14 protein-coding genes are annotated in these 14,666 nt (G+C 47.0%); 6 read left to right on the forward strand and 8 right to left on the reverse strand.

All coding sequences use genetic code 11. The features are described from left to right. On the forward strand, positions 1–275 hold a 275-nt coding region (gene tsaE / locus VM802_RS10010; RefSeq protein WP_325529906.1), incomplete at its 5' end, for a tRNA (adenosine(37)-N6)-threonylcarbamoyltransferase complex ATPase subunit type 1 TsaE. A gap of 39 nt (positions 276–314) precedes the next feature. Beyond that, positions 315–1,532 (forward strand): alanine dehydrogenase, encoded by a 1,218-nt coding sequence (locus VM802_RS10015; protein ID WP_325529908.1) that lies wholly within the window; start codon positions 315–317, stop codon positions 1,530–1,532. A gap of 234 nt (positions 1,533–1,766) precedes the next feature. Here the strand turns inward: VM802_RS10015 and VM802_RS10020 are convergent, their stop codons facing one another. The 3 genes from VM802_RS10020 to VM802_RS10030 all read right to left on the reverse strand — a co-directional run bounded on the left by VM802_RS10020 (position 1,767) and on the right by VM802_RS10030 (position 3,842). Beyond that, positions 1,767–2,567, reverse strand: coding sequence for an undecaprenyl-diphosphate phosphatase (locus VM802_RS10020; RefSeq protein ID WP_325529910.1), 801 nt, complete (start codon positions 2,565–2,567; stop codon positions 1,767–1,769). A 79-nt stretch (positions 2,568–2,646) separates the two neighbouring features. Beyond that, the gene (locus VM802_RS10025) at positions 2,647–2,931 is read right to left on the reverse strand and encodes a DUF3098 domain-containing protein (RefSeq protein WP_325529912.1); all 285 of its coding nucleotides are present in this window, start codon (positions 2,929–2,931) and stop codon (positions 2,647–2,649) included. Between the two features lie 38 nt (positions 2,932–2,969). Continuing rightward, positions 2,970–3,842 (reverse strand): cell division protein FtsX, encoded by an 873-nt coding sequence (locus VM802_RS10030; RefSeq protein WP_325529914.1) that lies wholly within the window; start codon positions 3,840–3,842, stop codon positions 2,970–2,972. A 266-nt stretch (positions 3,843–4,108) separates the two neighbouring features. Between VM802_RS10030 and leuS the strand changes: the two genes are divergently transcribed. After that, entirely contained in the window at positions 4,109–6,874 is a 2,766-nt protein-coding gene (leuS, locus tag VM802_RS10035) for a leucine--tRNA ligase (RefSeq protein ID WP_325529916.1), read from the forward strand. Between the two features lie 61 nt (positions 6,875–6,935). Here the strand turns inward: leuS and VM802_RS10040 are convergent, their stop codons facing one another. The 3 genes from VM802_RS10040 to VM802_RS10050 are packed head-to-tail and all read right to left on the reverse strand — an operon-like array spanning position 6,936 to position 9,381. Continuing rightward, on the reverse strand, positions 6,936–7,211 hold the full coding sequence (locus tag VM802_RS10040; RefSeq protein ID WP_325529918.1) for a hypothetical protein: 276 nt from the start codon (positions 7,209–7,211) through the stop codon (positions 6,936–6,938). 12 nt (positions 7,212–7,223) lie between these two features. Then, the gene (locus VM802_RS10045; RefSeq protein WP_325529920.1) at positions 7,224–8,630 is read right to left on the reverse strand and encodes a radical SAM protein; all 1,407 of its coding nucleotides are present in this window, start codon (positions 8,628–8,630) and stop codon (positions 7,224–7,226) included. Continuing rightward, positions 8,623–9,381 carry a prolipoprotein diacylglyceryl transferase gene (locus VM802_RS10050; RefSeq protein ID WP_325529922.1) on the reverse strand — a complete coding sequence of 253 codons (759 nt, stop codon included), beginning with the start codon at positions 9,379–9,381 and terminating at the stop codon, positions 8,623–8,625. Before VM802_RS10050 ends, VM802_RS10045 begins: the two co-directional genes overlap by 8 nt. Before the next feature lie 66 nt (positions 9,382–9,447). Between VM802_RS10050 and VM802_RS10055 the strand changes: the two genes are divergently transcribed. Both VM802_RS10055 and VM802_RS10060 read left to right on the forward strand, forming a co-directional pair. Then, positions 9,448–10,131, forward strand: coding sequence for a peptidoglycan DD-metalloendopeptidase family protein (locus VM802_RS10055; RefSeq protein WP_325529924.1), 684 nt, complete (start codon positions 9,448–9,450; stop codon positions 10,129–10,131). Positions 10,132–10,229: 98 nt separating this feature from the next. Next, entirely contained in the window at positions 10,230–11,078 is an 849-nt protein-coding gene (locus tag VM802_RS10060) for an endonuclease/exonuclease/phosphatase family protein (RefSeq protein ID WP_325529926.1), read from the forward strand. A gap of 72 nt (positions 11,079–11,150) precedes the next feature. Here the strand turns inward: VM802_RS10060 and VM802_RS10065 are convergent, their stop codons facing one another. Both VM802_RS10065 and VM802_RS10070 read right to left on the reverse strand, forming a co-directional pair. Continuing rightward, positions 11,151–11,909 (reverse strand): hypothetical protein, encoded by a 759-nt coding sequence (locus VM802_RS10065; RefSeq protein ID WP_325529928.1) that lies wholly within the window; start codon positions 11,907–11,909, stop codon positions 11,151–11,153. Positions 11,910–12,074: 165 nt separating this feature from the next. Next, positions 12,075–13,385 (reverse strand): M20/M25/M40 family metallo-hydrolase, encoded by a 1,311-nt coding sequence (locus VM802_RS10070; RefSeq protein ID WP_325529930.1) that lies wholly within the window; start codon positions 13,383–13,385, stop codon positions 12,075–12,077. Between the two features lie 192 nt (positions 13,386–13,577). Between VM802_RS10070 and ruvB the strand changes: the two genes are divergently transcribed. Next, positions 13,578–14,609, forward strand: a complete 1,032-nt coding sequence (ruvB, locus tag VM802_RS10075; protein ID WP_325529932.1) for a Holliday junction branch migration DNA helicase RuvB — start codon at positions 13,578–13,580, stop codon at positions 14,607–14,609. Positions 14,610–14,666 lie beyond the last annotated feature (57 nt).

The raw sequence follows: 14,666 nt of genomic DNA on the forward strand, positions 1-14,666 counted from the left end.
CAAGCCCAACTTTTTCCATCATCAATGAATATGGCTACCAGGATGCAGAAGGCCGTCAACAACGCATCTATCACCTGGACCTTTACAGATTGAAGGATGAGGACGATGCCATCAGCGCCGGTGTGGAAGACACGCTTTACCAGGATGCCATATGCTTCGTGGAATGGCCCCGGGTAATAGCCCCACTGCTTCCTCCTGATACCGTACACCTACGGCTGGAGGTACAGCCCGACCAAAAAAGGATGTTGCGCGAAACGGCGGCATCTGACAAATGATGTATCTTTACTTTATTCAGAAAACAATACTGACCGTATATGGAGCAAAGGCAAAAACCTGTAGTGAGTGCTGGCTTTACTTATTCGCCATTGGAAGAAACTCTGGATATACCACAAAAAAATTCACGTTTATTCATAGGCATACCCAAAGAAACTTCTTTCCAGGAAAACCGTATAGCCCTGACACCGGATGCAGTCAGCATTTTAGCCGCACACGGGCATCATATAGTGGTAGAACATAAAGCCGGCGACGGATCACATTATTACGACACAGACTATTCAGAGGCTGGTGCGGAGATTGTATATGATAAAAAGGAAGTTTTCAAAGCAGAGATCATCGTTAAATCAGCTCCGCTGAACGATGAAGAAATTGAACTGCTGCATGCACACCAGATCGTTATCTCCCCTATCCACCTCGCTGCGCTGAAAGCAGCACAGGTGCAGAAGATGATGGATAAACGCATAACGCTCCTTTCCTTTGAAAACCTGAAAGATGATGCTGGCACCTATCCCATTGTAAGAGCCATGAGTGAGATCGCCGGTGGCGCCGTCATGCTGATTGCCGGTCAGTATCTCAGCAATGGTAATAAAGGCAAGGGTATCCTGCTCGGCGGTATTACCGGTATTCCCCCCACCAAGGTGGTGATCATAGGAGCAGGTATCGTAGGCGAATTTGCCGCACGCACAGCCATGGCCCTCGGCGCTTCCGTAAAAGTATTCGACAACAACATCTATAAACTTAAACGTCTTCAGAACAATATCGGGGTTAGGGTCTTCACTTCTGTGATCCAGCCCAAGGTCCTGGCAGAACAGCTACGCAATGCTGATGTCGCCGTAGGCGCATTATCATCGCAAAGCGGCCGGACACCTATTGTGGTCAGCGAATCCATGGTAAGCAATATGAAAGCCGGCTCAGTAATCGTAGACGTCAGTATCGACCGCGGCGGCTGCTTTGAGACATCGGAAATTACCAGTCACGAAAACCCCGTATTCAAGAAATATGACGTAGTACACTACTGTGTGCCCAATATTCCATCAGGCTTTGCGCGTACCGCCTCTGAAGCAATCAGCAATGTACTCATGCCTCTCCTCGTGGAAGCCGCCGATGATGGCGGGTTTGAAAACCTGGTATGGATCAAGCGCGGTGTCCGTAATGGCATCTACCTTTACAAAGGCGCACTTACCAACTATCACCTCAGTGAAAAATTCAAACTCAAATACACCGACCTGGAATTATTGCTGGCAGTCAAAGGATAGATAGCCAATGATGACAATGATTTTTAAATGATAAAATTAAAGCGAAAGGCCCATTCAGCTGAAGTTATTGCTGAATGGGCCTTTCGCTTTATCTATGGTATTATCCTGCGATAATCCTTTCTATAGTATATTAACACCGAGGTGTATGAACATATCCAATATGTGATTATATTATCATTATCAAGGATATATACAATCTCCGCTTATCAGGATCATCAAAAAAATCACCACTAATCACAGTTCAAGTTTGTACCCCATCAATATGGCAGCTATAATAACAGCGCCTACAATAATGCGGTAATAACCCCACATTTTAAAGCCGTACTTCTTCAGGGTACCAATGAAAAATTTGATAGCGCCCATCGCTACGATGAATGCCACAATATTGCCCACCAGCAATAATTTGAGGTTTTCAGGATGCGCCATCAGCAGTTCACGGCCCTTCAGCAGCTTATAGCCGGTGGCAGCAGCCATAGTAGGCACAGCCAGGAAGAAAGAAAACTCGGCAGCCACATTGCGGGTCAGTTTCTGTTGCATGCCACCGATAATGGAAGCAGCACTGCGGCTTACTCCAGGAATCAGGGCTATACATTGATAAAACCCAATGCGGAGCGCCGTAAACACATTCATCTTTTCATCCGAATCAATCACCGGGTTCTGGAACCAGTTGTCCACAAACAACAGCACAATACCGCCCAGCAGCAATGTAACACCTACTGTAAGCGGGCTTTCCAGCAGCTGGTCTATCTTATCGCTGAAAAGGTAGCCGCAGATCAGTGCCGGTAATACCGCTACTATCAGCTTCAGATAAAAATTGACACGGTTCTTGTCAAACACCAGGAATTTCTTCCAGTATAATACTACCACTGCCAGGATGGCCCCCAGCTGGATTACCACCTCAAACAGCTTAGTGAATTCATCTTTGCTGATGCCCAGCAAGGAACTGACAATGATCATATGCCCGGTGGAAGAGATGGGCAGAAATTCAGTCAGACCTTCAACGATAGCAATGATAATTGCATGAATTAAGTTCATGGAAAATGAGTATGGTTAAAAAGTTATAAAAAAAGCGATGAGTGATCATCGCTGTAAAAATATTTTTATCAGGCAGTTGTTACTTCGTTTTAGGTCTGTGCATGATAGCATATACTTCTACCATCAAACCCAGTACGATCACAATCGGCGCCAGGGTTATCCTGCGGAAGCTGTACACCACCTCTGGTTTGAAGCTGTTGGGATCATTGCTATTGCCGCCCATCATAAGCAGGAACCCGATAACGATCACCAGGATGCCGGCAAGCATGAACTTATAATTTTCTTTGGGGAAAATGGGATGGGTGTCTTCTATATTGCTGGCTGCATCTTTATTCGCAGCGGGCTTACTGGTTAGTTTAGACATAATGTAGGTATTATCTTTAAATTAATTTATTGCAATAATTAATACAGATCGTCCAGCTTCAGCCGCAGGTATTTCATTACGGAGCGGTGTGTACTGAAAAGAGAGATGAAGATTCCCAGGATGATCATACCAGCGAAAAGGACGCCGATCATAAGATTGTCCCGCAGCCCGTTGAGCTCCGGCAACGCCCTGTCTGCAAATGATAAGATGGCCAGCAGTCCGGCAATAGCTACCAGCGCGCTGATAGCGCCATTAACGATGCTACGCAGGTCAAACGGCTTCGCGATAAACCACCGGGTAGCGCCCACCATCTGCATGGTTTTGATCAGGAAGCGGTTGCTGAACATCGCCAGGCGGATGGTATTATCTATCAGGAAGATCACCACCAGGCAGAGCAGGCCACTGATAATCAGGATGATCATTCCTATCCTGTTTACGTTTTCATTCAGTTTGCTTACCAGTGAACGCTGATAAGATATTTCCCGCACAATGCTTTGCTGCGACAGGTTGTTTTCTATAATTTTCAGGCTGTCAGCGTTCACATAGTTGGCGTTGGCCTTAATGTTGATGCTGGCATATAGCGGATTATACTGCAGCAGCTGGATAAAATCCTCCCCAAAGTCTTTCTGGAAGCGCTTTGCAGCCATATCCTTGGAAACGTACTCGATGGATTTGATATAGGGCTTATGGGAGATAGAGTCGCGCAGGGCCAGTGCCTGGTTCTCTTTCACATTATCCCTCAGAATGACCTGTACTTCGATACTCTCCTTAAAATACTTACTGAGCTTGCTCGCATGTATCACCACCAGGCCCAGAGTGCCCAGTGAAAACAATACCAGAGCAACCCCAATGATGGAGTACAGGTAGGATGGTTTCGACTTCTTTGCTGATGATTTCCCGGATTGCGCCATTAATCTGCAGTTTATCGGCGAAAATAATAAAAATTAGTAGTTATGTGTTTAATTTTGCCAGCCCTGATCATTCATTTACTGCCATTTTCCCCGGCTGACGACCGGCAAGATATAAAGATGTAGGGGGATGACCTTGTGGTATTAATGAATTTAACATTATTTTGCTGATCGGGCATATTAAAGAATTTAAAATTATAATTGATAACGCAGTAAACACCCGGCGTATTGTTTTACAAACGGCTGGTTACTGTTCATCTACAACAGATATGGAATATAATTTCAGGGCAATTGAAAAAAAGTGGCAACAGCAATGGCAGGAGTCTCACATCTACAAAGTGAGCAATGACAGCCCCAAACCAAAATGCTATGTACTCGACATGTTCCCCTATCCCTCCGGTGCGGGACTACACGTAGGACATCCCCTGGGATACATCGCTACGGACATCTATTCACGCTATAAAAGGCTGAAAGGCTTTAATGTGCTGCATCCTATGGGATACGACGCCTTTGGCCTTCCGGCAGAACAATATGCACTGGAAACCGGTCAGCATCCCGCTGTAACCACCGCGGAAAATATCAAAACATTCCGCAGCCAGCTGAATAATATCGGATTCTGTTTCGACTGGGACCGCCAGGTTAATACCAGCGACCCTTCCTATTACAAATGGACGCAGTGGATCTTCCTGCAGATCTTCGAAAGCTGGTATAACCGTATCAGCAATAAAGCTGAGCCTATCAGCTCCCTCGTTGCCATCTTCGGCCAGAACGGCAATGCGGCCCATATATGCCCCGGCGACCGCACCATCCAGTTCACCGCCGCTCAATGGAACGCCTATACGGAAATTGAGCAACGCGAAATACTGATGCAGTACCGCCTCGCCTACCTCGCGTATGCTGAGGTAAACTGGTGCCCCGCCCTCGGCACAGTACTCGCCAACGATGAAGTGGTGAACGGCGTTAGTGAACGTGGCGGCTTCCCCGTGATCAAAAAGAAAATGCGCCAGTGGTTCCTGCGCATCACCGATTACGCCAACCGCCTCCTCGAAGGACTGGAAACAGTCAGCTTCAGCGAAGCCATGAAAGAAATGCAACGCAACTGGATCGGTAAGAGCCAGGGCGCTGAAATTAAATTTGCAGTGAAAGGCTCCAGCCAGCATGTGGAAGTATATACCACCCGCCCCGATACTATCTTCGGCGTGGACTTCATGGTACTGGCCCCTGAGCATGAACTGGTGCAGCAGATAACCTCACCTGAACAGAAAGCAGCCATCGAACAATACCTCGAATATGTGCAAAGCCGCTCTGAACGCGAGCGCATGGCCGATGTAAAACAAATCACCGGTTGCTTCACCGGCGCATATGCCATTAATCCGTTTGATGGCCGCGAAATCCCCATCTGGATTGCTGAATATGTACTGGCTGGATACGGCACCGGCGCCATCATGGCTGTGCCTTGTGGCGACCAACGCGACTTTGGTTTCGCCCAACACTTCAACATTCCCATCACCAACATCATTGGCGATGCCTTCAACGGCGAAGAAGCCAATTCTACCAAGGATGCGAAACTGCAAAACAGCGGCTTCCTCAACGGTATGGATATGAAACCCGCCATGGGTGTGGTAATTGAAAAGATAGAGAGCATGGGCATCGGTAAACGCCAGATCAACTACAAAATGCGCGATGCAGGCTTCAGCCGTCAGCGCTACTGGGGCGAACCTTTCCCCATTGTATACAAAGACGGCGTACCTTATGCTATAGACGAAAAAGAACTGCCGCTGGAACTCCCGCATGTGGAAAACTATAAACCCGGCGAAGAAGGTGAAGGCCCCCTGGCCAACATCACCGACTGGGTAAACGTAGCTCCCGGCGTTAAGCGCGAAACCAATACTATGCCTGGTTATGCCGGCAGCAGCTGGTACTTCCTTCGCTATATGGACCCACACAACACCAACACCTTCGCAGACCGCAAAGCCACAGACTACTGGAACCAGGTGGATGTATATGTAGGCGGTACTGAACACGCAGTGGGTCACCTGCTGTACTCCCGCATGTGGACCAAAGCACTGTACGACCTGGGGCACATCGGTTTCCAGGAACCTTTCAAATCCCTCATCAACCAGGGAATGATTGGAGGTAGTTCAAGATTAGTATACCGCATACGTGGTACTCACGAGTATGTTTCATATGGACTGAAAGATCAGTACGAAACAGATGAACTCCACGTGGATGTGAATATTGTTGACGGAGTGGAACTGAATACTGAAGCATTGAAAAAATGGAAGCCGGATTTTGAGAATGCGACATTCATTCTTGAGGATGGGAAATATATCTGCGGTATTCAGCTGGAAAAAATGAGCAAGCGCTTATTCAACACCGTAAACCCCAACGACCTCGTGGAGAGATACGGTGCCGATACCTTCCGCATGTACGAAATGTTCCTGGGCCCGGTAGAACAATCCAAACCCTGGGATACCAAAGGTATTGAAGGTGTACACCGCTTCCTGAAAAAGCTATGGCGCCTCTTTGCAGACGAACAGAAAGGACTGCTCGTGAACGATAACGCACCTACGCCGGAAGAACTGAAAATCCTGCACAAGACTATCAATAAGATAGATAACGATACCTCCAGCTTCTCCTATAACACAGCTGTGAGCCAGTTCATGATCTGCGTGAACGAGCTGGCCACGCTGAAATGCAGCAAACGCGCCGTACTGGAACCATTGCTGATACTGCTCACCCCTTACGCGCCGCACCTCTGCGAAGAACTGTGGCAGTACCTGGGTCATAATGAAAGTATCCTCAATGCTATGTACCCTGAGTACAACGAACAGCATACAAAGGAGAGCGCTTTCAATTATCCCATCGCTGTAAATGGTAAAACACGCACTGAAATGAGCATTGCGCTGGATGCTGAAAACAGCGCCATCGAAAAAGATGTGCTGGCGAATGAAGCTGTGCAGAAGTGGCTGGAAGGCAAACCCGTAAAGAAAGTGATCATCGTTAAAGGAAGGATGATCAACGTGGTAATATAAAACCTCTTAGATTTTAGCTGTTGGCTTTTTTGAATAACTAAAAGCTGACAGCTAAAACCTATCAATGCATATTATTAAGTTTAAGCCCGCTTAGTATTATCCCGCACACAGAAAATCCTACCAGCAATATAATCCCGGCAGACAACAACATCGCTTTCCCTGTATCTGCTTCCTTGGTAAACAACAGAATGATCCCTATCACACCATAAGTCCCCGAGACAAACAACAGCAACAAGCCAGCCCCTAAAATACCTTCACTGGATGAAAGACACATCAGCAATGCAATTACCAATGGCGCCCCTAAAATCCATAACAGCTTTTTGAAGAATGGTTTCATATAAAAACGTCGTTATAGTTTTATAGATTCACGCTCCCCCTGCAGTTGTTTCAGATATTCTTCCTTATCATCCCGGTAAAATAAATTCATCGTTTCAAAAGGAATAATACGCCCGTCCTTGTGTACAATATGTACACATGATTTCTTGATAGCCCGCACGTCAAAATCATAAGCGTCTATGAAGCGCATAATCACAATCCTGAAGAGATTATTATAGTCCAGTCCGGGGGCCTGTATCTGCGGCAGGCAGCAAAGCAGCGACTGCATATCATTCACGGCGGCATCCGTAGAGATACCTGTACTGAAGATCTTTAACACATATTGGTGTAGCCTTTCATCCTGTTCATATACAATCGTGTTCTTGGAATTATTAAGCAATACGGCGGGGTCCACAAAGCGCGTGAGCGGATATACCTGTCCGCCTACCTTCAGGGCATATGCCATTGCCAGGGCATCCGGGTTACAGGGAACCGGGATAATATCGTTCTCACTGAACACGGGCGATTGCTCCAGGATACGTTGCCTTACCTCTGTGAGTGTAATGCGGTCGGTAGCCGGATCAAAACCTTCCGTGCGGCCTGCCACCTGCACAGGCTGGAAGGTAACCCCACGCACACAAGGCTGCTTCAGGGCGTAGTCGATCACAGCGCCAATCTCATCTTCATTCACACCTTTCTGCAAAGTCATCACAAGCGTGGTGCTCAGGTTCACCTCATTGAGGTTTTCCAGCGCCTGCTTCCGTATATCCGTCAGATCTTTGCCCCGCATACGCTCCAGCGATTCGGGCCTGAAAGAGTCGAATTGAAGGTATACCTCAAAGTCCGGCATATAGGTAGCTAGCTTTGCGGTAAACGCTTTATCCTTTGCAATACGCACACCGTTTGTATTCACCATAAGATGCCGGATAGGCTTGCGTTTGGCAATATCCAATATTTCGAAAAACTGTGGATGAATAGTAGGTTCTCCCCCACTCAGCCGCACCACGTCGGGTTGTCCCTCATTCGCCACAATAATATCCAGCATCTGCTCTATCTCTTCCAGCGTACGATGACGACCATAATGTGGCGATGACATTGCATAGCAGGTAGGACAGGTAAGGTTACACCGGTCGGTTACCTCGATCACGCTGAGGCAGGAATGCTGTTCATGATCCTGGCAGAGACCACAATCATAAGGGCATCCGTAATGTGTACTGGTATTGGTTTTCAGCGGCGCCTCAGAAGGTTTGTTATAGTTGCGCGTATTTTTATAATAGGCAATATCAGTAGCTATCAGCACTTTCTCTCTGCCGTGCTCACGGCAGTGTTTCACCATATATACCTTCCCGTCTTCAAATATAACCTTTGCATCTGCACGCCGTAAACAGGTACTGCATATACTCAGGGTAAAGTCATAATAGGTGTAATTTTTTTCAGGCATATTGCTTTTGAATTAATCTTGATGGAAAAAGAATAACGGGCAGATAATAGATCAGTCCCGCAAGACAGGCCAGCTGTATAGACCCCAGACCGAAGGCATAACGATAGCCAGGTTTGATAAAATCCAGCAGGAATCTGAACAACAGGTAGCCTATCATAAACAACTTAAATCGTGCACCGTTCACCAGCGGAAACCGCTTGTTCGCATAATACAACGCCAGCCACAGTCCGGCAAGGAAAACAATTTCGTATAATGATACCGGGTGCCGCAGCAGGCCATCGCCAAGGTCCAGCCCCCAGGGCAGCGTAGTAGGCACACCGTATGTCTCTTCATATACCCCCATGCTGAAGCATCCGATACGGCCTGTAATCATAGCCAGTATCAGCGGATAGGTGAAGAGATCGCCTGTAGAGGTATTTTCGCCGATGGCCTTTTTTACAGACTCCACTCCGATAAGACCGCCGAGAAGCCCGCCTACAATCGTTTTGTTTTGATAGATGTATAAGAGGATATTATCTGCACTTAAAAGAGCCGGGGGATTTTCCAGCGCACCCAGGAGACGGCTGCCGAACAATGCGCCGAATATGGCGCCGATAATGGCCCAGATACGGTTACTACTGGTAACCTGGTCGCCCTGCTTCCTGCGCAGATAAAGAAAATACCGGAAGCCGATAAACATACCAAGCGTTTCCGTAACGGCGTGTAACGGAAAATGCAGAGGTCCAGCCGATACATAAACGGGATAATGCAATGGGTGACAATTATTTTATCCGTAAATTAATATTTATATTTAGATGTAAGTCAAGCCCTCGAAATTATGTTATCCGAAGTACTTAAGAAATACCAGTCAACTTTTAAGCCGGTGATTGCATTGCAACCGGAGGAGCAACTGCTGGTAATGGACTTCACCGCCAACAATACCACCCTCACTAAAACTATCCTGCATGATATCGGTAAGTTCAGCCGTTATGTTGAGCGTACATTAACGGATGCAGGCTGCAGGCTTGGCATTGGTGGCTACAACGAGCATCGCACGATCTACGCCGTAAGCCCTCATTTCGATGCCGGTGAAGAGCCACGGCGGCTACATCTGGGCATAGATGTATGGGGCGCGGTAGGTACGCCGGTTGCGGTGCCGCTGAATGGTCATGTACACAGCTTCCGCTTCAACGATGATTTCGGGGATTATGGCGCCACCATCATCCTTCAACACCAGCTGGACGGACAACGGTTCCACACCTTATACGGACATCTCAGCATATCTAACCTCAAAGGGCTATATGAAAACATGCCCGTTACCGCCGGGCAACCACTTGCCCACTTCGGCACCTCCGCAGAAAACGGTGGATGGCCGCCACATCTCCATTTCCAGGTAATCGAAGAGATGCAGAATTTCCGGGGCGACTATCCCGGCGTTTGTCGTTACAGTGAAAGAGAAAAGTACCTGCGCAACTGTCCCGACCCAGATCTCATCCTCCAGCTCAATAAGCGCATTCACTGATCATCGCTCATCATCAGCATTATTAAATCTTAAAGCCCTCCCGCAAGGCTGGGATTTTCCATTCTGCTGACTATTTTTATGCGCTAAATCAAGATACAATGAAAAAGATATGGCTGTCAGGTGTGTTATGCCTGTTTATAAGTACCCTTCTGGCCCAGACGCCACTGCATGTGATGACCTTCAACATCCGTATGAATACGCCCAACGATAGCCTGAACGCATGGCCTCACCGTAAAGAGAAAGTGGCTTCAGAAGTATTGTTCCATCAGGTAAGCACACTCGGTGTGCAGGAAGCATTGTATGATCAGATGCAGGACCTGCAACAACTGCTGCCCGGTTATAAAACAATTGGTGTAGGCCGCGAAGATGGTAAAACAAAAGGTGAATTCTCCGCTATCTTTTACGATACAACAAAACTACAGGTATTAAAAAGTGAAACCTTCTGGCTCTCCGAAACACCCACCGTTGCCGGCAGCAAGGGATGGGATGCCGCTATCACCCGCATTGTTACATGGGCACAATTCAGAGATAAGAAAACGAAGAAAGTATTCTTCCACTTCAATACCCACTTCGACCACATGGGAAAAATTGCCCGCCGCGAAAGTGCTAAATTCCTGCTGCAACAGGTACATAAAATTGCCGGTGCTGTACCAGCTATTATCACCGGCGACTTCAACGCCACTCCTGATGATGAACCAATACAGGTAGTAATGGACAACAGCAACCCGCTCCATTTCACCGACAGCAAGGCAGTGAGCCAGACGCCACATTACGGCCCTGTAGGTACTTTCAACGGTTGGCATCATGCTGAAGTGGAAAACAAACCTATCGATTATATTTTCCTCAAAGGAAAATTCAATGTACAGAAGCATGCTACCATCTCCGAAACATGGAACGGAAGATATGCTTCTGATCATTTCGCTGTATATGCAGAGATCGGAGAATAATGCTACAGAAAATAAAAAAATAAAAGGCGCAAAGGAAATACTTTGCGCCTTCTTCATTTAATAATTCGTTGATTAGTTGTGCAGATGTTCTACAGACATACTGTTTTCAAATGAGTTCACAACTTTGTCGTGCAGACCTGCGTTCACATTCACGCTGATCTGGAGCTTGCCTTTGCTGAATGCTGCCTGGAAGTCGCCAAGCTGGAGTTTTTCCAGAACCAGATCCATGGAGATTTTGAGAGAACCTTTCCAGTCAATGCCGGTCTTGGTTACCACAACATCCTTACCGGTAGCCTTCAACTCGATTTTTCCAGAGAGGATGATTTCCACCGGAATTTTCTTTCCATCGAAAGTAACGAATCCGATCAGTTTTACAGCGGGGTTGTTTTTATCGCCTTCTACTCTGGCGTAAACCTTAACCTGCTGATAAGTACCTGTAGGAATTCTGATAGCTCCCAGAATAACAGGTATGTTTTTCAGATTTACCTGTCTGTCTGTTTTCAATTTGAACTCAACTTCATCCGGACCGCGTTTCGCCTCCAGTCTGATTTCTCTTAATCTTGCTGTAGCAGTGTCCCACGTAATATCAAAGCCTGTTGTTCCTTTTGCAAGAGATGGATCGCCGATAGTAGCAGCCAGTCTTCCTGAAGCATCTGGTGTTAATCTGTACGTGGGGTTCAGAACAGAAATTTCGTAGTTCACATTCACACTGTCTTTACTGACAGGAGATGAATTTTGATCGGGAGATGTTGACATTTCCTTTGAGCACGAGGAAAACATCAGTGCGGCAATGCCCAATGCACCGCAGAGGTGTAAGATTCCGGTTTTCATATCGATATGGTTTTAAATGACTAACAGGGGAATTCGCATGGTAAAAATAAAAAAGAAATCCGGAAAAAAAAGTGTCACCGTGTTAATTAAAAAAGAAACATCCGGTTGAGTTAGCCTCAACCGGATGAATATATGATATCAGTCACAGCACACGTATGATGGCAATCACTCACCATTTAAAGGCTTAATTCGTGTAGGCGTATCCGTTCCTTTTATGATACTGCGTGAACTCACGGCAATGGCCTTAATAATATCTGTAATATTAGTAACATCAAGGGTCTTCAGCTCATCATCTACAGTGTGATAAAACTGATCCTTATCGATCTGAGTAGTAGAAATAGTATGTGCAGGTACACCCAATTTAGCCAGGGTAGCATTATCTGAGCGATAGAAGAGATGCTGCTCAGGATAAGGATCAGGATAGAAATGGAAGGAAGAACCCTGCAGATTGCGTTGCAGGATAGTGCCAAAATCTGATTTCTCGAAGCCGGTGATGAAAGCGCTGTTCTTTCCAAATTTGGACTCCTTACCGATCATCTCGATGTTAAACATCGCTGCAACTTTCTCCGGATCCAGCTTTTCGGAGAAATAACCTGAACCATAACCACCCATTTCTTCAGCAGTGAAAGCAACAAAGATAATAGAGCGCGCCGGTTTAGACTTCCTGAAGTAGCTGGCCAGCGTAATCACCGCGGTAGTGCCGGATGCATCATCATCAGCACCGTTGGCAATGCTGTCGCCCGCAACAGGAGGCAGTATGCCGAGGTGATCGTAGTGACCGGAGAAGATCACATATTCACCCGGCTTGGTGCTGCCTTTGATCATACCGGTTACGTTGGTAAACTGTTGTTTCTGCACATCTCTGGTTACTTTGATGGACCAGTCAGCATTATCTGCCACCGGTTCCTCTTCAAATACCAACACTATCTGCTTGGCATCAGCATCCGGAGCAGTAATATCTTCAGGGCTGTCGTAGAATCTTTCAGAGAAAGAAGCTTTGATATTGCCGAGATAACCAGCCATAGAAGGATCTATCCAGAGCAGGGTATTCTTTTCCAGTTTCTTCCTGTTGCGCAATATGCCCAGCATAGCACCGGGGTCTTTGGCGTGTACAATGTTATAAGTAGTATCTTTCACCCAGCTCAGACTACGCGTATTTCCCACCGGAATCACCGGCCAGTTCCTGGCCTGACCATTTATCACCAGCTCTGTGGTGGTGGATTTGAGTTGGTATTTATAGAACTGTTGCAACAGGCCTTGCTCTCCAGGCAAAGGCTTCAGCCCTGCTTTACGAAACTCACCGCTGATGAAGGCGGCAGCTTTCTCTGCGCCTGGTGTACCGGGCAGGCGGCCCTGCATATCATCAGCGGCCAGTGTGGAGATAATACGTGCTACTTCTTTCTGTTGGATTTGCTGGGCATTGCCGGCTATGCTGAATCCTGTAGCCAGCAGTAGTAATAATGGCGTTTTCTTCATGTAAATAGTTTAAATCCTTTCGGGACAAGTATTTGCGGGCTTGTCTTTTCCCGGCACGGTTTGGTTGAACCAGTTACAATGTTAATCAATTCCAGGCAGCGGTAACTGACACCTTTGTATGAGAAAAGAACATTTTCTTTTTTTATTGTTGAAGACAGTACGCAGGATTTTATTTGTGTAATTTTGATGTATATGATGTCCAATCAGCCTTTAAGACCAGATGAGAATAAACTCAGCGCCGCTGAGAAGGAGTTTGAAAACAGTATACGTCCCCGTGAGATCGTTGATTTTTCGGGGCAGGAGCAGATTATTGAGAACCTGAAGATCTTCATCAAGGCGGCCAAGATGCGTGGAGAAGCGCTGGACCATGTACTGTTCCACGGCCCTCCGGGTCTTGGTAAAACCACGCTGTCACGCATTGTAGCCAATGAACTGGGCGTGAATATCCGCGAAACATCAGGGCCGGTCATTGAAAAACCCGGCGACCTCGCAGGCCTGCTCACTAACCTGGAAGACAAAGACGTACTTTTCATTGACGAGATACACCGTTTAAGCACCGTAGTGGAAGAATATCTGTATTCCGCTATGGAAGATTACCGTATTGATATTATGATAGAAAGCGGCCCTAGTGCACGTTCCATCCAACTGAACCTGCATCCGTTCACGCTTATTGGCGCCACCACGCGTTCCGGTCTGCTCACGGCTCCGCTATTGTCCCGCTTCGGTATTAAGTCGAGACTCGAATATTACAATGCGGCTACCTTGCAGAAGATCATCTGGCGCGCAGCAGGATTGCTGGGAACCAAGATCACATCCGATGCTGCCGGCGAGATAGCGCGTCGCTCACGTGGCACACCTCGTATTGCCAACGGGCTCCTGCGCCGTGTACGTGATTTTGCGATGGTAGTCGGCAACGGTATCATTGATCTGGAAATAGCGCAATTCAGCCTGAAAGCACTGAATGTGGATGAATATGGTCTCGATGAGATGGATAACCGCATCCTGCAGGTAATCATCGAAAACTTCAAGGGAGGCCCTGTGGGAATCACTACTATTGCCACAGCAGTAAGTGAAGAACCAGGCACGCTGGAGGAGGTATATGAGCCGTTCCTGATACAAGAAGGTTTTATCAAGCGTACACCGAGGGGGCGCGAGGTTACAGAGAAAGCATATGTACACCTGGGCAAAACGCCCTTCAGAGGAGGAAGCAACCTGTTATTTTAAGATTTTTTTATTTAGGGATTTAGTTATTTAAAATGCAGCGGAGATCAATATTTGTCA

It is taken from the genome of Chitinophaga sp. (genome assembly GCF_035538455.1).
Lineage (GTDB): Bacteria > Bacteroidota > Bacteroidia > Chitinophagales > Chitinophagaceae > Chitinophaga.